The following is a 17,206-nucleotide window of genomic DNA, read 5'->3' on the forward strand; positions in this document are numbered from 1 at the left end:
CTGCCTCCTATCGGCGGATCGCCAGACGCTGCTCGAAGTAACGCAGCAGCATGGCAATGAGGTAACAGGCCGCGACATACAGCGCCGTGGTCACCAGCCAGGTTTCGATCACCCGGTAGCTCTCGACGTTGATCTTGCGCGCGTAATAGGTCAGCTCCGGCACCGCAATCGCGGCGGCCAGCGAGGTGTCCTTGAACAGCGAAATGAAGTTGTTCGACAGCGCCGGCAACACGTTGCGCAGCATCACCGGCACGGTGACGTAGGCCTTGACCTGCCATTCGCCGAGGCCGATCGCCAGCCCGGCTTCGCGCTGCCCTTTGGGGATGCTCAGCAAACCGCCGCGGAACACTTCGGTCAGATAGGCGCCGGCATACAACGACAGCGTGATGATGAACGAGGGGATCTTGTCGAGCCGAATCCCAAGACTTGGCAACGCAAAGTAGATCAACAGAATCAACACCAGAATCGGCGTGTTACGGACCACCGTGACGTACACCGATGCCAGCACCCGCAAAGCGCGATGCTTCGACAGCAAGGCAAACGCCATCAGCAGGCCGATCACGCAGCCAATGGCGATCGACACCAAGGCCAGTTCAAGGCCCAGACCGAGCCCCGCCAGCAAGGTGTCGAAATCGCGCCACACGGCGGCAAAGTTCAACTGATAGTTCATGGTCAGCAGCACCTTGAGCGGGGCGCGTTATCGGCGCCCCGCTCTCACGGGATCATTTGAATTCGACAGGGAAACCGATGGCCGGCGATGGCAGATCCACGCCAAACCATTGTTTAAACGAGGCGGCGTAAGTCGGGAACTCAACGCCGGTCATGGCTTCATGCAGGGCTGTGTTGACGAAGTTCAGCCAGTCTTGATCGCCGCGTTTAACCGCGCAGGCGTAGGTCTGCGGGCTCCAGGCATAGGCCGGGCTGCGGTAGCGGCCCGGGTTCTGCACCATCAGGTATTTGACCGAAGACTGGTCGGTGGCGGCGGCATCGGCGCGGCCGGAGTTCACGGCCTGATACATGAGGTCGACACTGTCGTACTGATCGACCTTGGCTTTAGGCAAGGCCTGGTGCACCAATTCTTCGGCATAGACGTTTTGCAACACCGCCACGGTGACGCTGTCGCCACCGGCCTGGAGGTCTTCGATTTCCTTGTACTTGCTGTTGGTCGGCAGCAGCAGGCCAACGCCTTCGCGGTAGTACGGCAGGGTAAACGCCACCTGCTGGGCGCGGCTGGCAGTGACGGTGATGAACTGGCAGCTCATGTCGACCTTGTCGGTGAGCAGATTGGGAATCCGCGCATCGGACGACTGCACCACAAACTCGACTTTGCTCGGGTCGTTGAACAGCCCTTTGGCCACCATCCTGGCGATGTCGATATCAAAGCCCTGCAACTTGCCGTCCGCGCCCTGGAAATGCCACGGTGCATTGGTGCTGCCAGTGCCCACAATCAATTTTCCACGGGCCAGAACTGCATCGAGCTTGCTGTCGGCTGCCTGGGCCATACCCATGACAGCAGAAGAAGCCGCGAGAACAAAAACACACGCTTTGAACAAGGAAGGTCGGCGATGCATGGCAAGCACTCCAGGATGGTGTTTATTCCGCTATACCGGAACACGGCTTGCTACTACGGAATAGACAGCAGAAAGTGTGCCACAGGAATGGATGAAAATCTGCGGGGGATTAAAATTACTTGAAAATCAGTAGCATACGAAGAGCCGAGGAAATGAGTCCATGAAGAAAAGGATCATTCACGCTACTGAGAGACACGCTGATCGGGTACTTTTGCCACACGCCTACGCTATTTACTTCCCAAAATGGTGCGTGTTGATGAGCAGACGCCACTCAAGGTAGCATTGAGCCACCACCTATAAGGAAGAGACTATTTTATGGCGTTAGATATCGCCTACAGCATTGAAGCTGACGACTTTATTGATGCGGACCGAGCCTATGATTATTTCTGGTCGGATCGTATAAAAGATAAAACAGCCTTTCTGTGTCCTGGAACGAACTGCTCCGCAAAAGTAACTTGCGCAAACATGGATAAAGACACACAGGATATGAAGGTCGTTGTCCACTACCGAATAATTGGAAAAAACCATTCCAGTGAGTGCGAGATAGACCAGAAAACACCACTAAACTTAATCTATGAAAAAAATAATTTACCTAGCGGACAGAACCCTGCAATTGACGACTCAATTGTCGATCAATTCTTCCTGAGTCGTCCTGAATCATACTATAACGAAAAAGCCCACGATCCACTTCAGGATGAGCGAAAGCGAAAAACAAGCACTGCGAGCAAAAAAGCACTAGCGCGCCTTAGAGAGACAGGCAGAACAAGTAGCATTTACTCCGTCCGACAGATAGTCAGTCGCTACTTACGCTACCAAAAAGATGGCTCATTAAAGCACCGCCGCATCGCCATCCGAGGCAACGACGCAACTTACGAATCCTTTCTACAAAGCATTCGCGAGGATGATTTAGGAGAACTCTCAAATAGCCCATTAATTTACTACGGATGGGCCTATATCAATAGAGTCAGGGCCGACGACGCTTACCAAATTAAATTTAAAAAGAAACTAAAGAGCGGTGAAAAATCACTGACGACCACTATATTGATACCTGACCAACTGATTGAAAACTATAGAATAAAAAAACTCATAACGACGCGATTAAAGAAGGTTCACGAAGCCGCTCACCCGACTGCTTTCATATTTGTATATGGAAAACCAAAGCAAAGCAAATCCGGGGATTATGCAAATTTCCACATATCAAACCTCGACATGATTGACATCAGCTACAGCTGCCCATTTCTTTCACAGCATGACAAAGTATAACCCATCCGATTCTCAAATCACGCCTGTAAGTCCACACTTACAGGCGTGGTACTTTCACCCACGATTAATATAGATAGCTTCAGAGCTTCCCTTACCAAAAAACCTCTCGTACTCCTCAGCAGCAAAGGAGTCCATCATGCCCGCGATATAGTCAATTACAACCCTGCCCTTACTGTCAGGCAGCCCCCGCAGCTCAGGCGGAAGCAGAATGTTGTCTCTGTTGTAATTTTCGTCCGAATACACCTCATACAAACCCCTGATTATTTTCTCCCCTCGACGTTCATACAATTGAACATCCTTCTTCCTTAATATAGCTTTAAACAGCAACTTTTTCAGGCCAAGGGCCAACATAGAATCATTCTTGTAACCCAAGCATTTTTGCCCATCCACCTCAACCACATCAATATCTCGGCACAACGCGTTTACAATTCTTGATGTAAGTTCCTTTCTTAAAACAACCGAATACTCCTCGGACGTATCTTGCCTATGGCAATTCAGGGCTTCCGCTTGAGAAAACTCTACTATCTCGAAAAGCCGCTCGAAAGCCACACTATATTTATCGCTAATCTTGAACTCATGAAGAATTTCACCAATCGTGACCACCCTAAAACTAAGGGCATCTTCGAGATCGTGGGCTGCGTATGCAATCTCGTCGGCCAGATCCATAATCTGAGCATCGATACTTTTTCTAACCGACACGTCGCGACGATGTAATTCTTCTTGCAAAAAATCGTAGTCACTATCGTAGAGAAATTTTTTTGGGTTATCACTTCTCTTATGAAAATATTTAGTAATCCCAAGCATCGTTCGCAATGTAAGATTCAAACCATCATAGGAGTGATGCTTTTTCTCAAGCGTTCTCAATATTCTGAACGCCTGAGCATTTCCCTCATACCCGCCGCTTTCCGCTGAAAGCTCGTTAAGCACTACTTCACCATAATGCCCAAACGGTGGATTCCCAATATCGTGCGCGAGAGAACATGTCTCGGAAACGACGGTTTTCTTTAAACCTAAATCAAAGGCGATGGATCTTGCGATCTGTGCCACCTCTAGACTATGAGTAAGCCTGTTTCGATTAAACGTATGAGCATTGACCCCCAACAATTGCATCTTTCCTTGCAATCGTCTGAATGAAGAAGAGTACAGAACTCTCGCATAATCTCTCATGCACTCCTCTCGCACCCTGTCGTCATGAGTGTCCGCCACTCTATACTCAAGAACTTTAACCAGTTGTTCCTGCTCTTCAGCAAACTCTCTCGCCTCTGCTGAATAGATTTCGTTTTCGTTACTGGTGTACATGGAATGTCCTTATTAATATTTTTTATCGTATCAGCAGATACGCATAAACCCTTTGTAACTCTAGCCAATCACGCCGTAACGCAAAAATCCAGTGAGCGCTGGCGCATCAGATTTCGACACCATAAGGGTCCATGAAAGGTAGCACTCAAGATAGCGGATGGCATTTAGCTTTTAGTCTGCCCCGCTCCTACCTGTAATTTCTGACAGTAGTCACTTTTTCTTGCCTCTATTAATCTCACCAGCCCCCTTAGCTCGTTGAAAAGGAGTTTTCAATGAACGCTGACAACCCGAGTTCACCTCTGGCTCCGATCTACCGCAAAGCCTTGAAAACCTGGCGGCCGGTAATCCTGTATTTCGCCAACGAACGCTGCCCTGCCTGCGAATGGGCCGGGCCGATCTTCAAACAGATCGCCGAGCAGTATCGGCACCGCGCCAATATCTACATGCTCATTACCAGCCAATCGCCGCGCCATCCGCTGGTCACGGGCACGCCAACGGTGCTGTTCTACCAGAACGGCAGGCTGGTGAAAAAACTCAAGGGGATTGGCACGGAGGAAACATTGGCGGCGGATTTCGCCTGGCATATTGGCAAGACCAAGGCGCCGTTGTTGCAGCGCAAGCCACGACATGACCTGCCATGGTTGCGCCGCACGTTGAGCGGGCTCTGCACAATCACGCGTGCGCATCGCCGGGTGATTTGAGGCCGTGCATTTCCCGTCATCGTCGCGGTGACTGACACATCGCTTTCACGGGCAAGCCTGCTCCTACAGGGGTCAACGTCTCGTGTACGACGCGGACACTGTGGGCGCGGGCTTGCCCGCGAAGGGGCCGGCACCGTCAGCGCAAGAATGCTGACTTACGCAGAATCGCGCACCAGCAACACCCGCGTCACTCGCCGCTCCTCCACAGCCTTGACGGTCATCTGCCAGCCTTCATATTCCAGGCGATCACCCATCATCGGCAGCCGGTCCAGCAAGCTCATGACCAAACCGGCCACAGTCTGATAATCCTCGGTCGGCTCGGCAGCGAAACCGGTGCGCTGGCGAACTCGCGTCAGGTTCAATGCGCCACTGACCATGAAGCCGCCCTGCTCCTCGACCACGTCCGGGCCTTCGATCTCGCTGGCATCGGGCAGTTCGCCGGCAATCGACTCGAGAATGTCGGTCATCGTCAGCACGCCGACAAAGTCGCCGAACTCGTTGACCACAAAGGCAATGTGGGTCGACGCCGCGCGCATCTGTTCCAGCGCGTTCAGGATCGAATAGCTGTCGAGCAGGTTGATGGTCTTGCGCGCCAGATGCTCCAGGTTCGGCTCGGTGCCGGCCAGGTACTCCTTGAGCAGTTCCTTCTTGTGCACGAAGCCCAGCGGTTCATCCACGGCGCCATCACGGATGAGCGGCAGGCGCGAGTAGGACGAGTGCATCAACTTGGTACGAATCGCCTCGGCATCGTCTGCCAGGTCAATACTGTCGATGTCGGCCCGCACGGTCATCAGTTGGCGGATCGGCCGCTCGGCCAGTTGCAGCACACCGCTGATCATCACTCGCTCGCGACGGTCGAACAGCTCGGCGCTCGGCGCATCACCGTTATCCAGCAAATCGGAAATCTCCTCGCCGACTTCTTCCGCCGCCAGCGTGCGACCTCCCAGCAGACGCATGACCGCGTGAGCGGTGCGCTCACGTATCGGGCGCAGGCCCTGCATCGAGCGTTTGCGTCGAGCGCGAGCGATCTGGTTGAACACCTCGATCAGGATCGAAAAACCGATAGCCGCGTACAAGTAGCCTTTCGGGATGTGGAAGCCCAGACCTTCGGCGGTCAAGGCGAAACCGATCATCATCAAAAAGCCCAGACACAGCATGATCACCGTCGGGTGAGCGTTGACGAAACGCGTCAACGGCTTGCTCGCAACGATCATCAGGCCGATGGAGATGATCACTGCGATCATCATCACCGCCAGCTCATCGACCATGCCCACGGCAGTAATCACCGCGTCGAGGGAGAACACGGCATCCAGCACAACGATCTGCGCAACGATCGGCCAGAACAGTGCGTAAGTGGTGTTGCTCGTACGCTCGCCGACATGGCCTTCGAGTCGTTCATGCAACTCCATGGTGGCCTTGAACAACAGGAACACACCGCCAAACAGCATGATCAGGTCACGGCCGGAGAAGCTCTTGTCGAACACCTCGAACAACGGCTGCGTGAGGGTGACCAGCCAGGAAATACTCGCCAACAGGCCCAAACGCATGATCAACGCCAACGACAGGCCGATGATTCGTGCGCGGTCACGCTGATGCGGGGGCAGTTTGTCCGCCAGGATTGCGATGAACACCAGGTTGTCGATACCCAGCACCAGTTCCAGCACGATCAAAGTCAACAAGCCTAACCAGGCCGTGGGATCCGCTAACCATTCCATAAAACGTCTCGATCTCTCTTCAGTAAATTCAGGCTGCCGGACACGGCAAAGCGCAACGCGAAGGCTCTGGGGCCGCGTTATCAACAATAGACGGGGGTCGGAAAACCGGATGCTGCGAGTGCGTCAAGACCGCGCCGTGGCGCGAGGGGAATGGATAACCGGGAGGCTCCGAGAGGGTGTTCATGTAAATCCTGAATGAAAAATGGCCTTGAAGCGTACAGCCTGGAGTGACTTTTCCTACAGTGCGAAATCATTTCAAAATCTGTAAGCGGTAAAGGTGGGTGGTTACTGATGACCTCTTCGCGAGCAAGCCCGCTCCCACATGGGAACGCGATCACCTGTGGGAGCGAGCCTGCTCGCGAAGGGGCCAGAGAGAAAACGGCTACCGTCCGGCAAAGCGCATTCGGGACAGCTCGCGCAACCCCCCTTCGACGTAATAATCATTGGTCCAATGGTCATCCACCGCCAACGGACTCACCTGCTTCAACGCCAGTTTCTTCGCGAAGTAACGAAAGCGGTAATGCTCATAAAACCGCAGCAACTCCAGACCATAACGATCGGCCAGATCCGTATCGCCACGAATGATCAGGTAGTTCTCGTCATTGCCATTGCTGGCCGAGGCGCTGAGGTTGTGGCTGCCGCTGATGATGGTCGGATTGTCCGTGGTGAAATCAGTGACCACCGCTTTAGTGTGCACCAACAGATTGCCCTTCTGGCCCTTCATGTTTTCGCGCAGCCAGCCTTCCAGACCGGTGTTGAGTAACGCGGTGGCGGCGAATTCGGCGCTGCGATCGGCGTGAAACCCGGTGATGCGGCTGGCAGTGTTTTGCAGACCGTAACGCAGAATGTCGTCGTGTGGCTGGCCGAGCAGCGCGTTGAGGATTGCGTCAGGCAAGGCGAACGCGGTGACGAACAACACGTCCTTTTTCGCCGCAGTGATGATCTCGACAAACTCACGCAAATCAGCGCCACCCGTGCGCGGTGAAAAACCGGCGAACAGCGATTGCGCGGCATCCATCGGGTTGTGTTCAGTGATCCACTCGCGAGTGACACCCACAGCATCAGGCTGCGCCCAGATCTGCTCAAAGGGTTGCAGATAACTTGCACTAACCCTCGCGTCGTCCAGCACATGCACCACGTTGGCCTGACGATAAACGCCATTGGCGGTGAAATTGGTGCTGCCGCACAAAACGGCTTGCGGCTGGCGCTCGCCCGCATTGTCGATCCGGCTAAGAACAATGAATTTGTTGTGGAAGATGTTGTGTGTCACCCGTCCACGCTTGCTCGTCGCTGGCAGCTTCGCCAGGCTCGCTTCGTTGATCGTGGTGTCTTCGTCATCGGCGCGGGCGTGATACAGCACCCGCACCTGCACACCCCGCTCAAATGCCGCGTTCACCGCATCGACGATGGCTTGCAACTGATACTCATAAATGGCGATGTCCAGCGCCCACTGACCATCGACCGCGCGCTCGATAAACCCCAGCAGACGCCCGAGCAAGCCGTTCTCCAACCATTGCCGTGCGGCATCGGGCCAGGCTTCGATGGGCATGTTCCTGTTGGCGCTGATCTGCGCATCGAGGTCGGGAAATTTGCGCTGGAACGCCTGACTGGCGGCCACGGCGCGGTTGAAAATCAGACGTTGATTGGCGGGTTGGCCGTCGTCTGAAGTGATGGTCAACTCCAGCGATTCGCCCAGTTGCGGCGCATCCGGCGTGCCATAAGCCAGGTGGACCCGGTAATGAATCGTCATCCCCGGATTGACCGCGTAATCGGCCCAGCGGAATTTTTGCAGCGGGGCCTTATCGCTGGGGGTGGCGTGGAACTGGGGGAATGTGTGGGCTTTGCCGGGGAAGGTCAGGCTGTTGAACAGGAACAACCACGGTTTGGCGCCCTGCTGCTTTTCGATCGCAAACCCAAGCAGGCCGCGGCGACGCGGCTCGGCGAGGTCCATCGTCAACAGCACACCGTTAGTACCGGCGTAGGCTTTGACGCGGAAATCGTCCTGAGCATTCTTGACCAGAATTCGCATCGCTCACTCCTTGTGATTGGGGCTGGAGTGCAGCATAGAGCAGCGATGCGAATTGTGGTCAACAGATCCGAGTCCGAGTGGCTGCCATCGCGGGCAAGCCCGGCTCCCACCGTTCCCGAGGCGGGCACAATGCCTGGGTTCAGCAGAAAAACCTGTGAGAGCGGGCTTGCCCGCGATGAGGCCCGGTCAGACGACACCAGAATCAAGGTCGTCGATATGCCGATACTCCGCGTCTAGCGCCCCCGCCAGATCCTTTGCCCGGCCCAACCGGATCGGCCCACGCTCGATATCGATCAGCAGCCCCGGACATTCCAGCACCGGTAACCCTGCCCACATTTTCAAACGCCCATCCGTCACCACCAGCAAACGCTGTTGCTCGGCAGGAAAGCGCTTGCGCCGCACTGCCAGCCATTGCTGCGCCTGCGCCAGCGCCGCCAGCAACGGCGTGCCGCCGCCGGCGCCCAACCCCTCCAGCCAGGCGCGCAAACCGCTTGAGGCCTTCAGCCCTTGCACCTGCCACTTCGGCGCCGCTCCACTGGCGGTCAACAACGCCAAACGCGCGCGCTGGCGATAAGCGTCATCGAACAGTTGCGCGAGCAAGCCCTTGGCATCGCTCAGTGCGTTATGCCGGCGCGTCGAGGCTGAGGCATCGACGATCACCAGCCACAACTCATGGGGCGAGCGGGTGCGCAGTTGAAACAGCAGATCTTCACGGCGTTGCGGACGACCATTGAGCAGCGTGCCCGGCCAGTTCACCGAACCACTGCGAGCGGCATGACGTTTACCCAGGCGTCCGTTATCGAGTTGCCCGGCGCGGGGTCTGGCATTCGCCCCCGCGTCGGACCGGGGGCGAATGCCTAAGGCTTTTTTGGCCAGCTCGGCACTTCACGGCGGCTGCCGGTGGCGAGTGCCGGGGCCGGCATGTCGCCCCACTGGCCCTGCCCTTCATTGGGGCTGGCCTGCGCGTTTGCCGGGGATGGCGCCGGTTGTTGCTGAGGGCTCGACGGGGTTTGTTCGCGACGACGATGGCGCAAGGCAAATTCCGCCACCGCGTCGATGTCCTCTTCAGCGATGGCCGTGGCGCCGCGCCAGGCGGCATGGGCCCGGGCCGCGCGCAACCAGACGAGGTCGGCACGCAACCCATCGACGCCAGCAGCAAAGCAACGCTCGGTGATTTGCGCCAGCGCCGCATCATCCAGAGGAATGCCGGCCAAGGCGCGGCGGGCGTTTTCGCAGCGTTCGCGCAGGGTTTGCTGCTCGGCTTCCCACAGAGCGCAGAACGCGTGCGGGTCGCTGTCAAAATCCAGCCGGCGGCGGATGATTTGCCCGCGCTCGGTCGGTGCCGTTTGGCCGCTGAGGGCGACGTTCAAGCCGAAGCGGTCGAGCAGTTGCGGGCGCAACTCGCCCTCTTCCGGGTTCATCGTGCCAATCAGCACGAACTTCGCCGAATGCCGATGGGAAATGCCGTCGCGCTCGATCAGGTTGGTGCCGCTGGCAGCGACGTCGAGCAGCAGATCGACCAGATGATCAGGCAGCAAGTTGACTTCATCGACGTAGAGCACGCCGCCATCAGCCTTAGCCAAAACGCCGGGGGAAAACTGCGCGCGACCATCGCTCAGGGCGGCATCGAGGTCGAGGGTGCCGACCAGGCGTTCTTCGGTGGCGCCCAGCGGAAGCGTGACGAACTGGCCGCTGGCGAGCAGATCCGCAAGGCCACGGGCCAAGGTAGATTTGGCCATACCGCGTGGGCCTTCGATGAGTACGCCGCCGATTTTCGGATCGATGGCGGTGAGGCACAGGGCGAGTTTCAGATCGTCGGCGCCGACCACGGCGGAGAGCGGAAAATGTGGGGTGTCGGTCATCGTCATTACTCGGTCATGGTCGGTGAAATGCTTTCAAACGGTGGGAGCGGGCTTGCTCGCGAAGGCGGTGTGTCATTCAACGCATTGGGTGTCTGATACGACGCTTTCGCGAGCAAGCCCGCTCCCACATTTGAAATGAGCTGCGTCAGGTGTCTTCTTCTATGTCCAGCAGCAGATTTTCGAGAGCCTCTTTATAAGCCCCCGGTTCCTGCCACATCCCGCGTTGCTGGGCTTCGAGCATCCGCTCGGTCATGTCCCGCAGCGCATGCGGATTATGCTCACGAACAAAATCACGCGTCGCCGGATCAAGCAGATACGCATCGGCCAGCAACGCGTATTGATGATCGTCGATCAACTGCGTCGTGGCGTCGAAGGCAAACAGGTTATCAACCGTCGCCGCCATTTCGAACGCGCCTTTATAGCCGTGACGCTTGACCCCGTCGATCCATTTCGGATTCGCCGCCCGCGAGCGGATCACCCGGTTCAGCTCCTCTTTCAAGGTGCGAATCTTCGGCAGATCCGGCTGACTGTGATCGCCGTGGTAACTGGCCGCTGCTTCGCCGCGCAGGGTTTCCACGGCCGCGAGCATGCCGCCCTGGAACTGGTAGTAATCGTTGGAATCGAGCAAGTCGTGCTCGCGATTATCCTGATTCTGCAACACCGCTTGCACCTGACTCAGGCGCTGGACGAATTGTTCGCGAGCCGCCGTGCCTTCGTCGGAACCGCCATAAGCATAGGCGCCCCAGTTCAGGTAAACCTCGGCCAGATCCTCGCGGCTCTGCCACAGCCGACCGTCGATGGCGCCCTGCACGCCGGCGCCATAGGCACCGGGTTTGGCGCCGAAGATTCGCCACCCGGCCTGACGCCGCGCGGCCTCTTCATCCAGCCCCGACTGCAGCAGCGCCTCGCGTTCTGCGCGCACTTTGGCGGCCAAGGGGTTGAGATCATCCGGCTCGTCCAGCGCGGCAACCGCTTGCACGGCCGCGTCGAACAGCCGGATCAAGTTGGCGAAGGCATCGCGGAAGAATCCGGATACCCGCAACGTCACATCGACACGCGGGCGATCCAGCAGGCTCAGCGGCAGAATCTCGAAATCATCGACACGCTGACTGCCGGTGGCCCACACCGGACGCACGCCCATCAGCGCCATGGCTTGGGCGATGTCGTCGCCGCCAGTGCGCATGGTCGCGGTGCCCCACACCGACAAGCCCAGCTGGCGCAAGTGATCGCCGTGATCCTGCAAGTGCCGCTCAAGAATCAGCGCGGCCGACTGGAAGCCGATGCGCCATGCGGTGGTGGTCGGCAGGTTACGCACGTCGACCGAATAGAAGTTGCGCCCGGTGGGCAATACGTCGAGGCGACCGCGGCTGGGTGCGCCACTCGGGCCTGCCGGGACGAAACGGCCGCTCAAGGCGTCGAGCAGGCCGCGCATTTCAGCGGGACCGCAGGCGTCGAGGCGTGGGGCGACCACTTCGCGCAGGTGGTCGGTGATTGCACTCACTTCCATCCAGCCCGGCCCCTGTGGGAGCGGACTTGCTCGCGAAAGCGGTGGTTCAGTTAAATCTTTAGCGACTGACACGACGCCTTCGCGAGCAGGCTCGCTCCCACAGGGAATTTGCAGGGATTCGCAGATCAACGCAGTAGCGAATAGTTCAAGGCGTTCGCGGGTATCGCCGGCAGTGCGCCAGATTTCGTCGCTGAACGATACCAGCTCAACCGGACGCGGGCCAAGCCACGGATCAGCCAGTGCGCAATCGAGTGGATCAAAACCCAACTCGAACGCCTTGGCCAATGCGCGCAGCAAACTCGACTGCGCGCCCTTGCCGTCACCACGCGGAATGCGCAGCAACGCCAGCAACGTATCAATGCGCAAACGCCCGGTCGGCGACTCGCCAAAGATGTGCAGGCCATCGCGGATTTGCGATTCCTTCAGATCACACAAGTAGGTGTCGAGCCGCGGCAGCCAGATCGCCGCATCGGCGTCGCTGTCCAGTGCTGCGTCGAGCTGCAGTTCACGATCGATTTGCGTATCGCGCACCAGTTGCAGAATGTCGCGTTGCAACTCGCGGGCACGGCGCGGATCGAGCAGCTGCGCTTCGTAGTATTCGTCGGCCAACAGCTCCAGATTACGCAGCGGGCCATAGGTTTCGGCGCGGGTCAGCGGCGGCATCAAGTGGTCGATGATCACCGCTTGTGTGCGTCGTTTGGCCTGGGCGCCCTCGCCCGGGTCGTTGACGATAAACGGATAAATGTTCGGCAGCGGCCCGAGCAACGCATCCGGCCAGCAGTTCTCGGACAGTCCGACACCTTTGCCCGGCAGCCATTCGAGGTTGCCGTGCTTGCCGACGTGGATCACGCCGTGGGCGCCATAGGTGTTGCGCAGCCAGAAATAGAACGCGAGATAACCGTGGGGCGGCACCAGATCCGGATCGTGATAGACCGCGCTCGGATCGACCTGATAACCCCGCGCCGGTTGAATACCGACAAAGGTCAGGCCCAAACGCAGACCGGCGATCATCATGCGCCCGTTGCGGCACATCGGATCGTTCTGCGGCGGGCCCCAACGCTCGACCACCGCCGCGCGGTTGGCGTCAGGCAGTGCATTGAACATCGTCAGATAATCGTCCATCGCCAGACTTTGCTGGCACGGGCGCAGGTCAATCGTGTCCAGATCGTTGCTGACGCCGCCGAGCAATTGCTGGATCAGCTCGGTGCCGGTTTTGGGCAACTCTGCCGTGACCGGATAGCCCTCGGCCTGCAACGCACGCAGGATATTCAGCGCCGCCGCCGGCGTATCGAGGCCGACGCCGTTGCCGATGCGTCCGTCGCGGGTCGGGTAATTGGCAAGGATCAACGCGATGCGTTTCTCGGCGTTCGGCACCCGCGCCAGATCGATCCAGCGCCGCGCCAGTTCGGCGACAAAATCCATGCGCTCCGGTTGCGCGCGGTAGCAGACCACATCGGACTGACTGCGCTCGCTACGCCAGGCCAGATCCTTGAAGCTGATCGGCCGGCTGATGATGCGCCCGTCGAGTTCCGGCAGGGCAATGTGCATCGCCAGATCCCTTGGCCCAAGGCCCTGCTCGCTGTCGCGCCAGCCCGGCTCGTTGTCCTGGGCACAGATCGCCTGGATCACCGGGATGTTGCGACGAAACGGCCGCAGATGCGGCGCTTCAGGGCTGGACTGGGCGAAACCGGTGGTGTTGAGAATCACCCCCGCTTCGACTTCATCCAGCCAGTCCTCGACCACCGACAGACAGCCGGGCTCTTTCAGACTGGCTACCGCGATCGGCAACGGATTCAATCCAGCAGCCTGCAGGCGCTGGCAAAAAATATCGATGAACGCGGTGTTCGCCGCTTGCAAGTGCGAACGGTAAAACAGCACCGCCGCCACCGGTTGCTCGGGCAGCCATTCGGCTTGCCAGTCACTCAGTGCGGCAGAAGTTTTGTGCGGATGGTAAATCGCCGTGCGCGGCAGCGTTTGCGGCTCACCCCAAACGTAATCGCGGGCCAGCCAACGGTTGGCCAGACAACGAAAGAAGTCCAGCGCGTTGCCCATGCCCCCCTGGCGCAAGAACTGCCAGAGTCGATCGCGATCCTCGGCTGCGACGGTGCTCAGATCGCTGAGTTCCGGATCAGGGCGATCGTCACCCGGCACCAGAATCACCTGCACACCGCGCTCAGTCAGCTCGATCAGACGCTCGACGCCATAACGCCAATAAGCAATGCCACCATGGAGCGAGATCAGGATCACCTTGGCGTGGCGCAACACTTCGTCGACGTACAAATCGACCGAGGCGTGATTCTGCACCTGCATCGGATTGGCCAGACGCAGGCTCGGATAATCCTCGGGCAACTGCTGCGCGGCTTCGGCGAGCAGCGCCAGACTGGAATCACCGCTGCACAGGATCACCAGCTCGGCGGGGGTTTGGCCAAGGTCGGCAATGTTGTCATCCGAGACGAAACCGCCGGGCTGGGTCCTGAGCAGGTGCATGGCTTAAACGCTGAGCGCGGCGCGCAGTTGCGCTTCGAGTTGCGCCGCGTCGAGCTCCTGACCGATCAACACCAGACGCGTGACGCGCGCCTCATCGGCGCCCCACTGACGGTCGAAGTGCTTGTCGAAACGCGTACCCACACCTTGAATCAGCAGGCGCATCGGCTTGTTCGGGATCGCCGCGAAGCCCTTCACACGCAGGATGCCGTGCTGGACCACCAGTTGCGTCAGCGCATCGAGCAGCAGGCTTTCGTCAGCTTGCGGCAGTTCGATGGAGATCGAATCAAAAGCGTCGTGATCGTGGTCGTCGTGATCGTCATCACCGTCGTGGTGGTGATCGTGATGGCTGTGGCGGCTATCGATGTGTTCTTCGGAACCGGCGCCGAGGCCGATCAGCACGTCCAGCGGCAGGCGGCCGTTGCTGGCTTCGATGATTTTTACTGCGGGCGGCAGCTCTTCGGCGACTTCAAGGCGCACGCGCGCGAGGTCTTCCGGGCTGGTCTGGTCGGCCTTGTTGAGGATGACCAGATCGGCGCTGGCCAGTTGGTCAGCGAACAGTTCGTGCAGTGGCGATTCGTGGTCCAGGTTCGGGTCGAGTTTGCGCTGGGCGTCGACCTGATCCGGGAACGCGGCGAAAGTGCCGGCGGCCACGGCCGGGCTGTCGACCACGGTGATCACCGCATCAACAGTGCAGGCACTGCGGATTTCCGGCCACTGAAAGGCTTGCACCAATGGTTTCGGCAGGGCCAGACCGGAGGTTTCGATGAGGATGTGGTCGAGGTCACCACGACGTGCCACCAGCTCGCGCATCACCGGGAAGAATTCTTCTTGAACGGTGCAGCACAGGCAGCCGTTGGCCAGTTCATAAACGCGACCGGAGGCTTCTTCTTCGGTGCAGCCGATGGTGCACTGTTTGAGGATTTCACCGTCAATGCCCAACTCGCCGAACTCGTTGACGATCACTGCGATGCGGCGGCCCTGAGCGTTATCGAGCATGTGCCGTAGCAGCGTGGTTTTGCCCGAGCCGAGGAAGCCGGTGACGATGGTGACGGGGAGTTTGGCCAGTGTTTTCATCGGTATGCCCTTTGGCAAAGTGGCGGGCATACGGGACGAGAACCGGCATCGCGCGTGCGTGCCTGGAGAGTTCGCCACCGGATCACCCCGCCCGGTTGTAGTGAGAATCTGTGACGAGGCAGGTCTCCTGGCTGACGGTGTTCAGGCGCTGGGCCTGGCGTTCGTTGCGCCTTCCCGCGGGCTCTGTGGATTGAGCTGGCAGTGGCTTGGCAACGAACTTCACCGTTCACAGTTGCGGGGGCAGCCGCGGCATTGACCGCGTTCCCTTCTTAGCTTCGGCATGGGCCGAAGAACCTCGAAAGCGCAAGGCTACGCATGGCTTGAAGATGGGTCAATGTTTGGATTGGGGGCATATCCGTTGCTGCGGCTGGGGCCGCTGGCGGTTTCGCTCTTACAGCCATCCCTTTCAGGGGATTTTACCTAAGACCTTGAAAGGGATGGCTCTTACAGCGAGTCACCTTTTCCAAACGCCGAAAAGGTAACCCAAAAGGCTTTGCCCCGGCGTACGGCACTTCGCTGAGGCTCAGTGTTCCCTCGCTACGGTGTCCATCCGGGGGCATCGCCTACGGTTTGCTTCGCTGCACCTCCTCTCGATGAATGCGGCTGCGCCGCACGGCGCTGCGCGCCTCCCCCCCCGGATGGACACCTTCGCTCGGCCTGCCGAAGGGGCAAAAAATCAAAAGCCACATCAAAAGCCAAGCAGATCAAAAGATCGTCCGATCGCGGCCCGAGCCTTCGGCAGCTTCTACAGGGAGGTTGAGCACATCTATCGAAGCTTGGTCGGCTGTCCGGCCGCCTTCGCGAGCAGGCTCGCTCCCACAATGGGATCGAGTACACCCGCCAGAACTTGGTCGGCTGTCAGGCCGCCATCGCTGGCAAGCCAGCTCCAATAGGAAAACAAGTACACCCCCGCACGCGGCGCATGCCGCCCCACTCAACACAATGAGCGCAAGCTCGAGTACCGCTTTTGATCTTAGAGCGCCCGTCGGCAGGCTGAGTGGAGGGGTTGATCCGGGGGTGGGAGCGCAGCGACCGTTTGGCGAAGCCAAACACATCGAGAGGAGGTGCAGCGAAGCAAACCGGAGGCGATGCGCCCGGATCAATCCCGCAGCGAAGGAACCCGAGCCTAAGCGAGGGCCGAACGTCAGGGTAAAGCCTTTTCGGTTACCTTTTCGGCGTTTGGAAAAGGTGACTCGCCGTAAGGGCCATCCCTTTCAAGGTCTTAGGTAAAATCCCCTGATACTTCAGCCAGGAGGACCCGAACGATGTGGGCCGATGTTCTAGCGCGTTTCGAGAAAAAAGCACCTGCCAGTGTCATGGCCAAATTGGCGCTGGAGCAGGCCATTGCGCCTGAGTGGATTGATCAGGTCTTCGAAGAGCATCGGCAACGGCAGTATTCTCGTGAGCTACTGTTCTCGACCATCATCAAGCTGATGTCCCTTGTTTCATTGGGCTTGAAGCCATCACTGCACGCCGCCGCGCGGCAACTGGAAGATCTTCCTGTCAGTTTGGCTGCCCTCTACGACAAGATCAGTCGTACTGAACCTGCGCTGTTACGCGCTCTGGTCACCGGTTGTGCGCAACGTCTGACTCCGACCATCAAGGAGCTGGGCTGCACCAAAACGTTGCCGGGCTGGCAGCTTCGAGTGGTGGACGGCAATCATTTGGCTTCCACTGAGAAACGTCTGGGCGCTCTAC

General features: G+C 58.4%; 11 protein-coding genes, 1 pseudogene and 1 riboswitch. Of the genes and pseudogenes, 3 read left to right on the top strand and 9 right to left on the bottom strand.

Translation table 11 applies throughout. From position 1 onward, the window contains the following. Nucleotides 1–7: 7 nt before the first annotated feature. A complete protein-coding gene (locus CKW18_RS02480; RefSeq protein WP_095187299.1) occupies nucleotides 8–670 on the bottom strand; it encodes an amino acid ABC transporter permease in 663 nt (220 codons plus the stop codon). A 52-nt stretch (nucleotides 671–722) separates the two neighbouring features. Next, entirely contained in the window at nucleotides 723–1,571 is an 849-nt protein-coding gene (locus CKW18_RS02485; protein ID WP_095187300.1) for a transporter substrate-binding domain-containing protein, read from the bottom strand. 315 nt (nucleotides 1,572–1,886) lie between these two features. On the opposite strand from CKW18_RS02485, the gene CKW18_RS02490 reads away from it, so the two are divergent. Beyond that, nucleotides 1,887–2,834, top strand: a complete 948-nt coding sequence (locus CKW18_RS02490; protein ID WP_095187301.1) for a hypothetical protein — start codon at nucleotides 1,887–1,889, stop codon at nucleotides 2,832–2,834. 54 nt (nucleotides 2,835–2,888) lie between these two features. Here the strand turns inward: CKW18_RS02490 and dgt are convergent, their stop codons facing one another. Next, nucleotides 2,889–4,133, bottom strand: coding sequence for a dGTP triphosphohydrolase (dgt, locus tag CKW18_RS02495; RefSeq protein ID WP_218274339.1), 1,245 nt, complete (start codon nucleotides 4,131–4,133; stop codon nucleotides 2,889–2,891). A gap of 272 nt (nucleotides 4,134–4,405) precedes the next feature. Between dgt and CKW18_RS02500 the strand changes: the two genes are divergently transcribed. Then, nucleotides 4,406–4,834 carry a co-chaperone YbbN gene (locus CKW18_RS02500; protein WP_095187302.1) on the top strand — a complete coding sequence of 143 codons (429 nt, stop codon included), beginning with the start codon at nucleotides 4,406–4,408 and terminating at the stop codon, nucleotides 4,832–4,834. A gap of 155 nt (nucleotides 4,835–4,989) precedes the next feature. On the opposite strand, the gene CKW18_RS02505 is transcribed toward CKW18_RS02500, so the two are convergent. The 6 genes from CKW18_RS02505 to cobW form a co-directional block, all read right to left on the bottom strand. After that, the gene (locus tag CKW18_RS02505) at nucleotides 4,990–6,549 is read right to left on the bottom strand and encodes a TerC family protein (RefSeq protein WP_095187303.1); all 1,560 of its coding nucleotides are present in this window, start codon (nucleotides 6,547–6,549) and stop codon (nucleotides 4,990–4,992) included. Between the two features lie 382 nt (nucleotides 6,550–6,931). Continuing rightward, entirely contained in the window at nucleotides 6,932–8,578 is a 1,647-nt protein-coding gene (locus CKW18_RS02510) for a phospholipase D-like domain-containing protein (protein ID WP_095187304.1), read from the bottom strand. A 186-nt stretch (nucleotides 8,579–8,764) separates the two neighbouring features. Further along, the gene (locus tag CKW18_RS02515; protein ID WP_095187305.1) at nucleotides 8,765–9,454 is read right to left on the bottom strand and encodes a VWA domain-containing protein; all 690 of its coding nucleotides are present in this window, start codon (nucleotides 9,452–9,454) and stop codon (nucleotides 8,765–8,767) included. Further along, the gene (locus CKW18_RS02520; RefSeq protein ID WP_095187311.1) at nucleotides 9,436–10,440 is read right to left on the bottom strand and encodes an ATP-binding protein; all 1,005 of its coding nucleotides are present in this window, start codon (nucleotides 10,438–10,440) and stop codon (nucleotides 9,436–9,438) included. The genes CKW18_RS02515 and CKW18_RS02520 overlap by 19 nt, the downstream gene beginning before the upstream one ends. Nucleotides 10,441–10,585: 145 nt before the next feature. Beyond that, nucleotides 10,586–14,434: a cobaltochelatase subunit CobN gene (gene cobN, locus CKW18_RS02525; protein WP_095187306.1), complete on the bottom strand. Its 3,849-nt coding sequence runs from the start codon at nucleotides 14,432–14,434 to the stop codon at nucleotides 10,586–10,588. A 3-nt stretch (nucleotides 14,435–14,437) separates the two neighbouring features. After that, entirely contained in the window at nucleotides 14,438–15,508 is a 1,071-nt protein-coding gene (gene cobW, locus CKW18_RS02530; RefSeq protein WP_090283224.1) for a cobalamin biosynthesis protein CobW, read from the bottom strand. Between the two features lie 99 nt (nucleotides 15,509–15,607). Continuing rightward, nucleotides 15,608–15,821, bottom strand: a riboswitch (cobalamin riboswitch). Nucleotides 15,822–16,824: 1,003 nt separating this feature from the next. Between cobW and CKW18_RS02535 the strand changes: the two are divergent. Beyond that, nucleotides 16,825–17,206 (top strand): annotated as a pseudogene (locus CKW18_RS02535) (IS4 family transposase); the annotation flags it as partial.

This window comes from Pseudomonas sp. Irchel 3E19 (genome assembly GCF_900187585.1).
In the GTDB taxonomy this organism is placed as follows: domain Bacteria; phylum Pseudomonadota; class Gammaproteobacteria; order Pseudomonadales; family Pseudomonadaceae; genus Aquipseudomonas; species Aquipseudomonas baetica.

Coding starts and splice junctions, on each gene's coding strand:
- dgt (WP_218274339.1), bottom strand. CDS start 4,133: ATGTACACCAGTAACGAAAACGAAATCTATTCAGCAGAGGCGAGAGAG.
- cobW (WP_090283224.1), bottom strand. CDS start 15,508: ATGAAAACACTGGCCAAACTCCCCGTCACCATCGTCACCGGCTTCCTC.
- cobN (WP_095187306.1), bottom strand. CDS start 14,434: ATGCACCTGCTCAGGACCCAGCCCGGCGGTTTCGTCTCGGATGACAAC.
- CKW18_RS02520 (WP_095187311.1), bottom strand. CDS start 10,440: ATGACCGACACCCCACATTTTCCGCTCTCCGCCGTGGTCGGCGCCGAC.
- CKW18_RS02500 (WP_095187302.1), top strand. CDS start 4,406: ATGAACGCTGACAACCCGAGTTCACCTCTGGCTCCGATCTACCGCAAA.
- CKW18_RS02490 (WP_095187301.1), top strand. CDS start 1,887: ATGGCGTTAGATATCGCCTACAGCATTGAAGCTGACGACTTTATTGAT.
- CKW18_RS02480 (WP_095187299.1), bottom strand. CDS start 670: ATGAACTATCAGTTGAACTTTGCCGCCGTGTGGCGCGATTTCGACACC.
- CKW18_RS02485 (WP_095187300.1), bottom strand. CDS start 1,571: ATGCATCGCCGACCTTCCTTGTTCAAAGCGTGTGTTTTTGTTCTCGCG.
- CKW18_RS02510 (WP_095187304.1), bottom strand. CDS start 8,578: ATGCGAATTCTGGTCAAGAATGCTCAGGACGATTTCCGCGTCAAAGCC.
- CKW18_RS02505 (WP_095187303.1), bottom strand. CDS start 6,549: ATGGAATGGTTAGCGGATCCCACGGCCTGGTTAGGCTTGTTGACTTTG.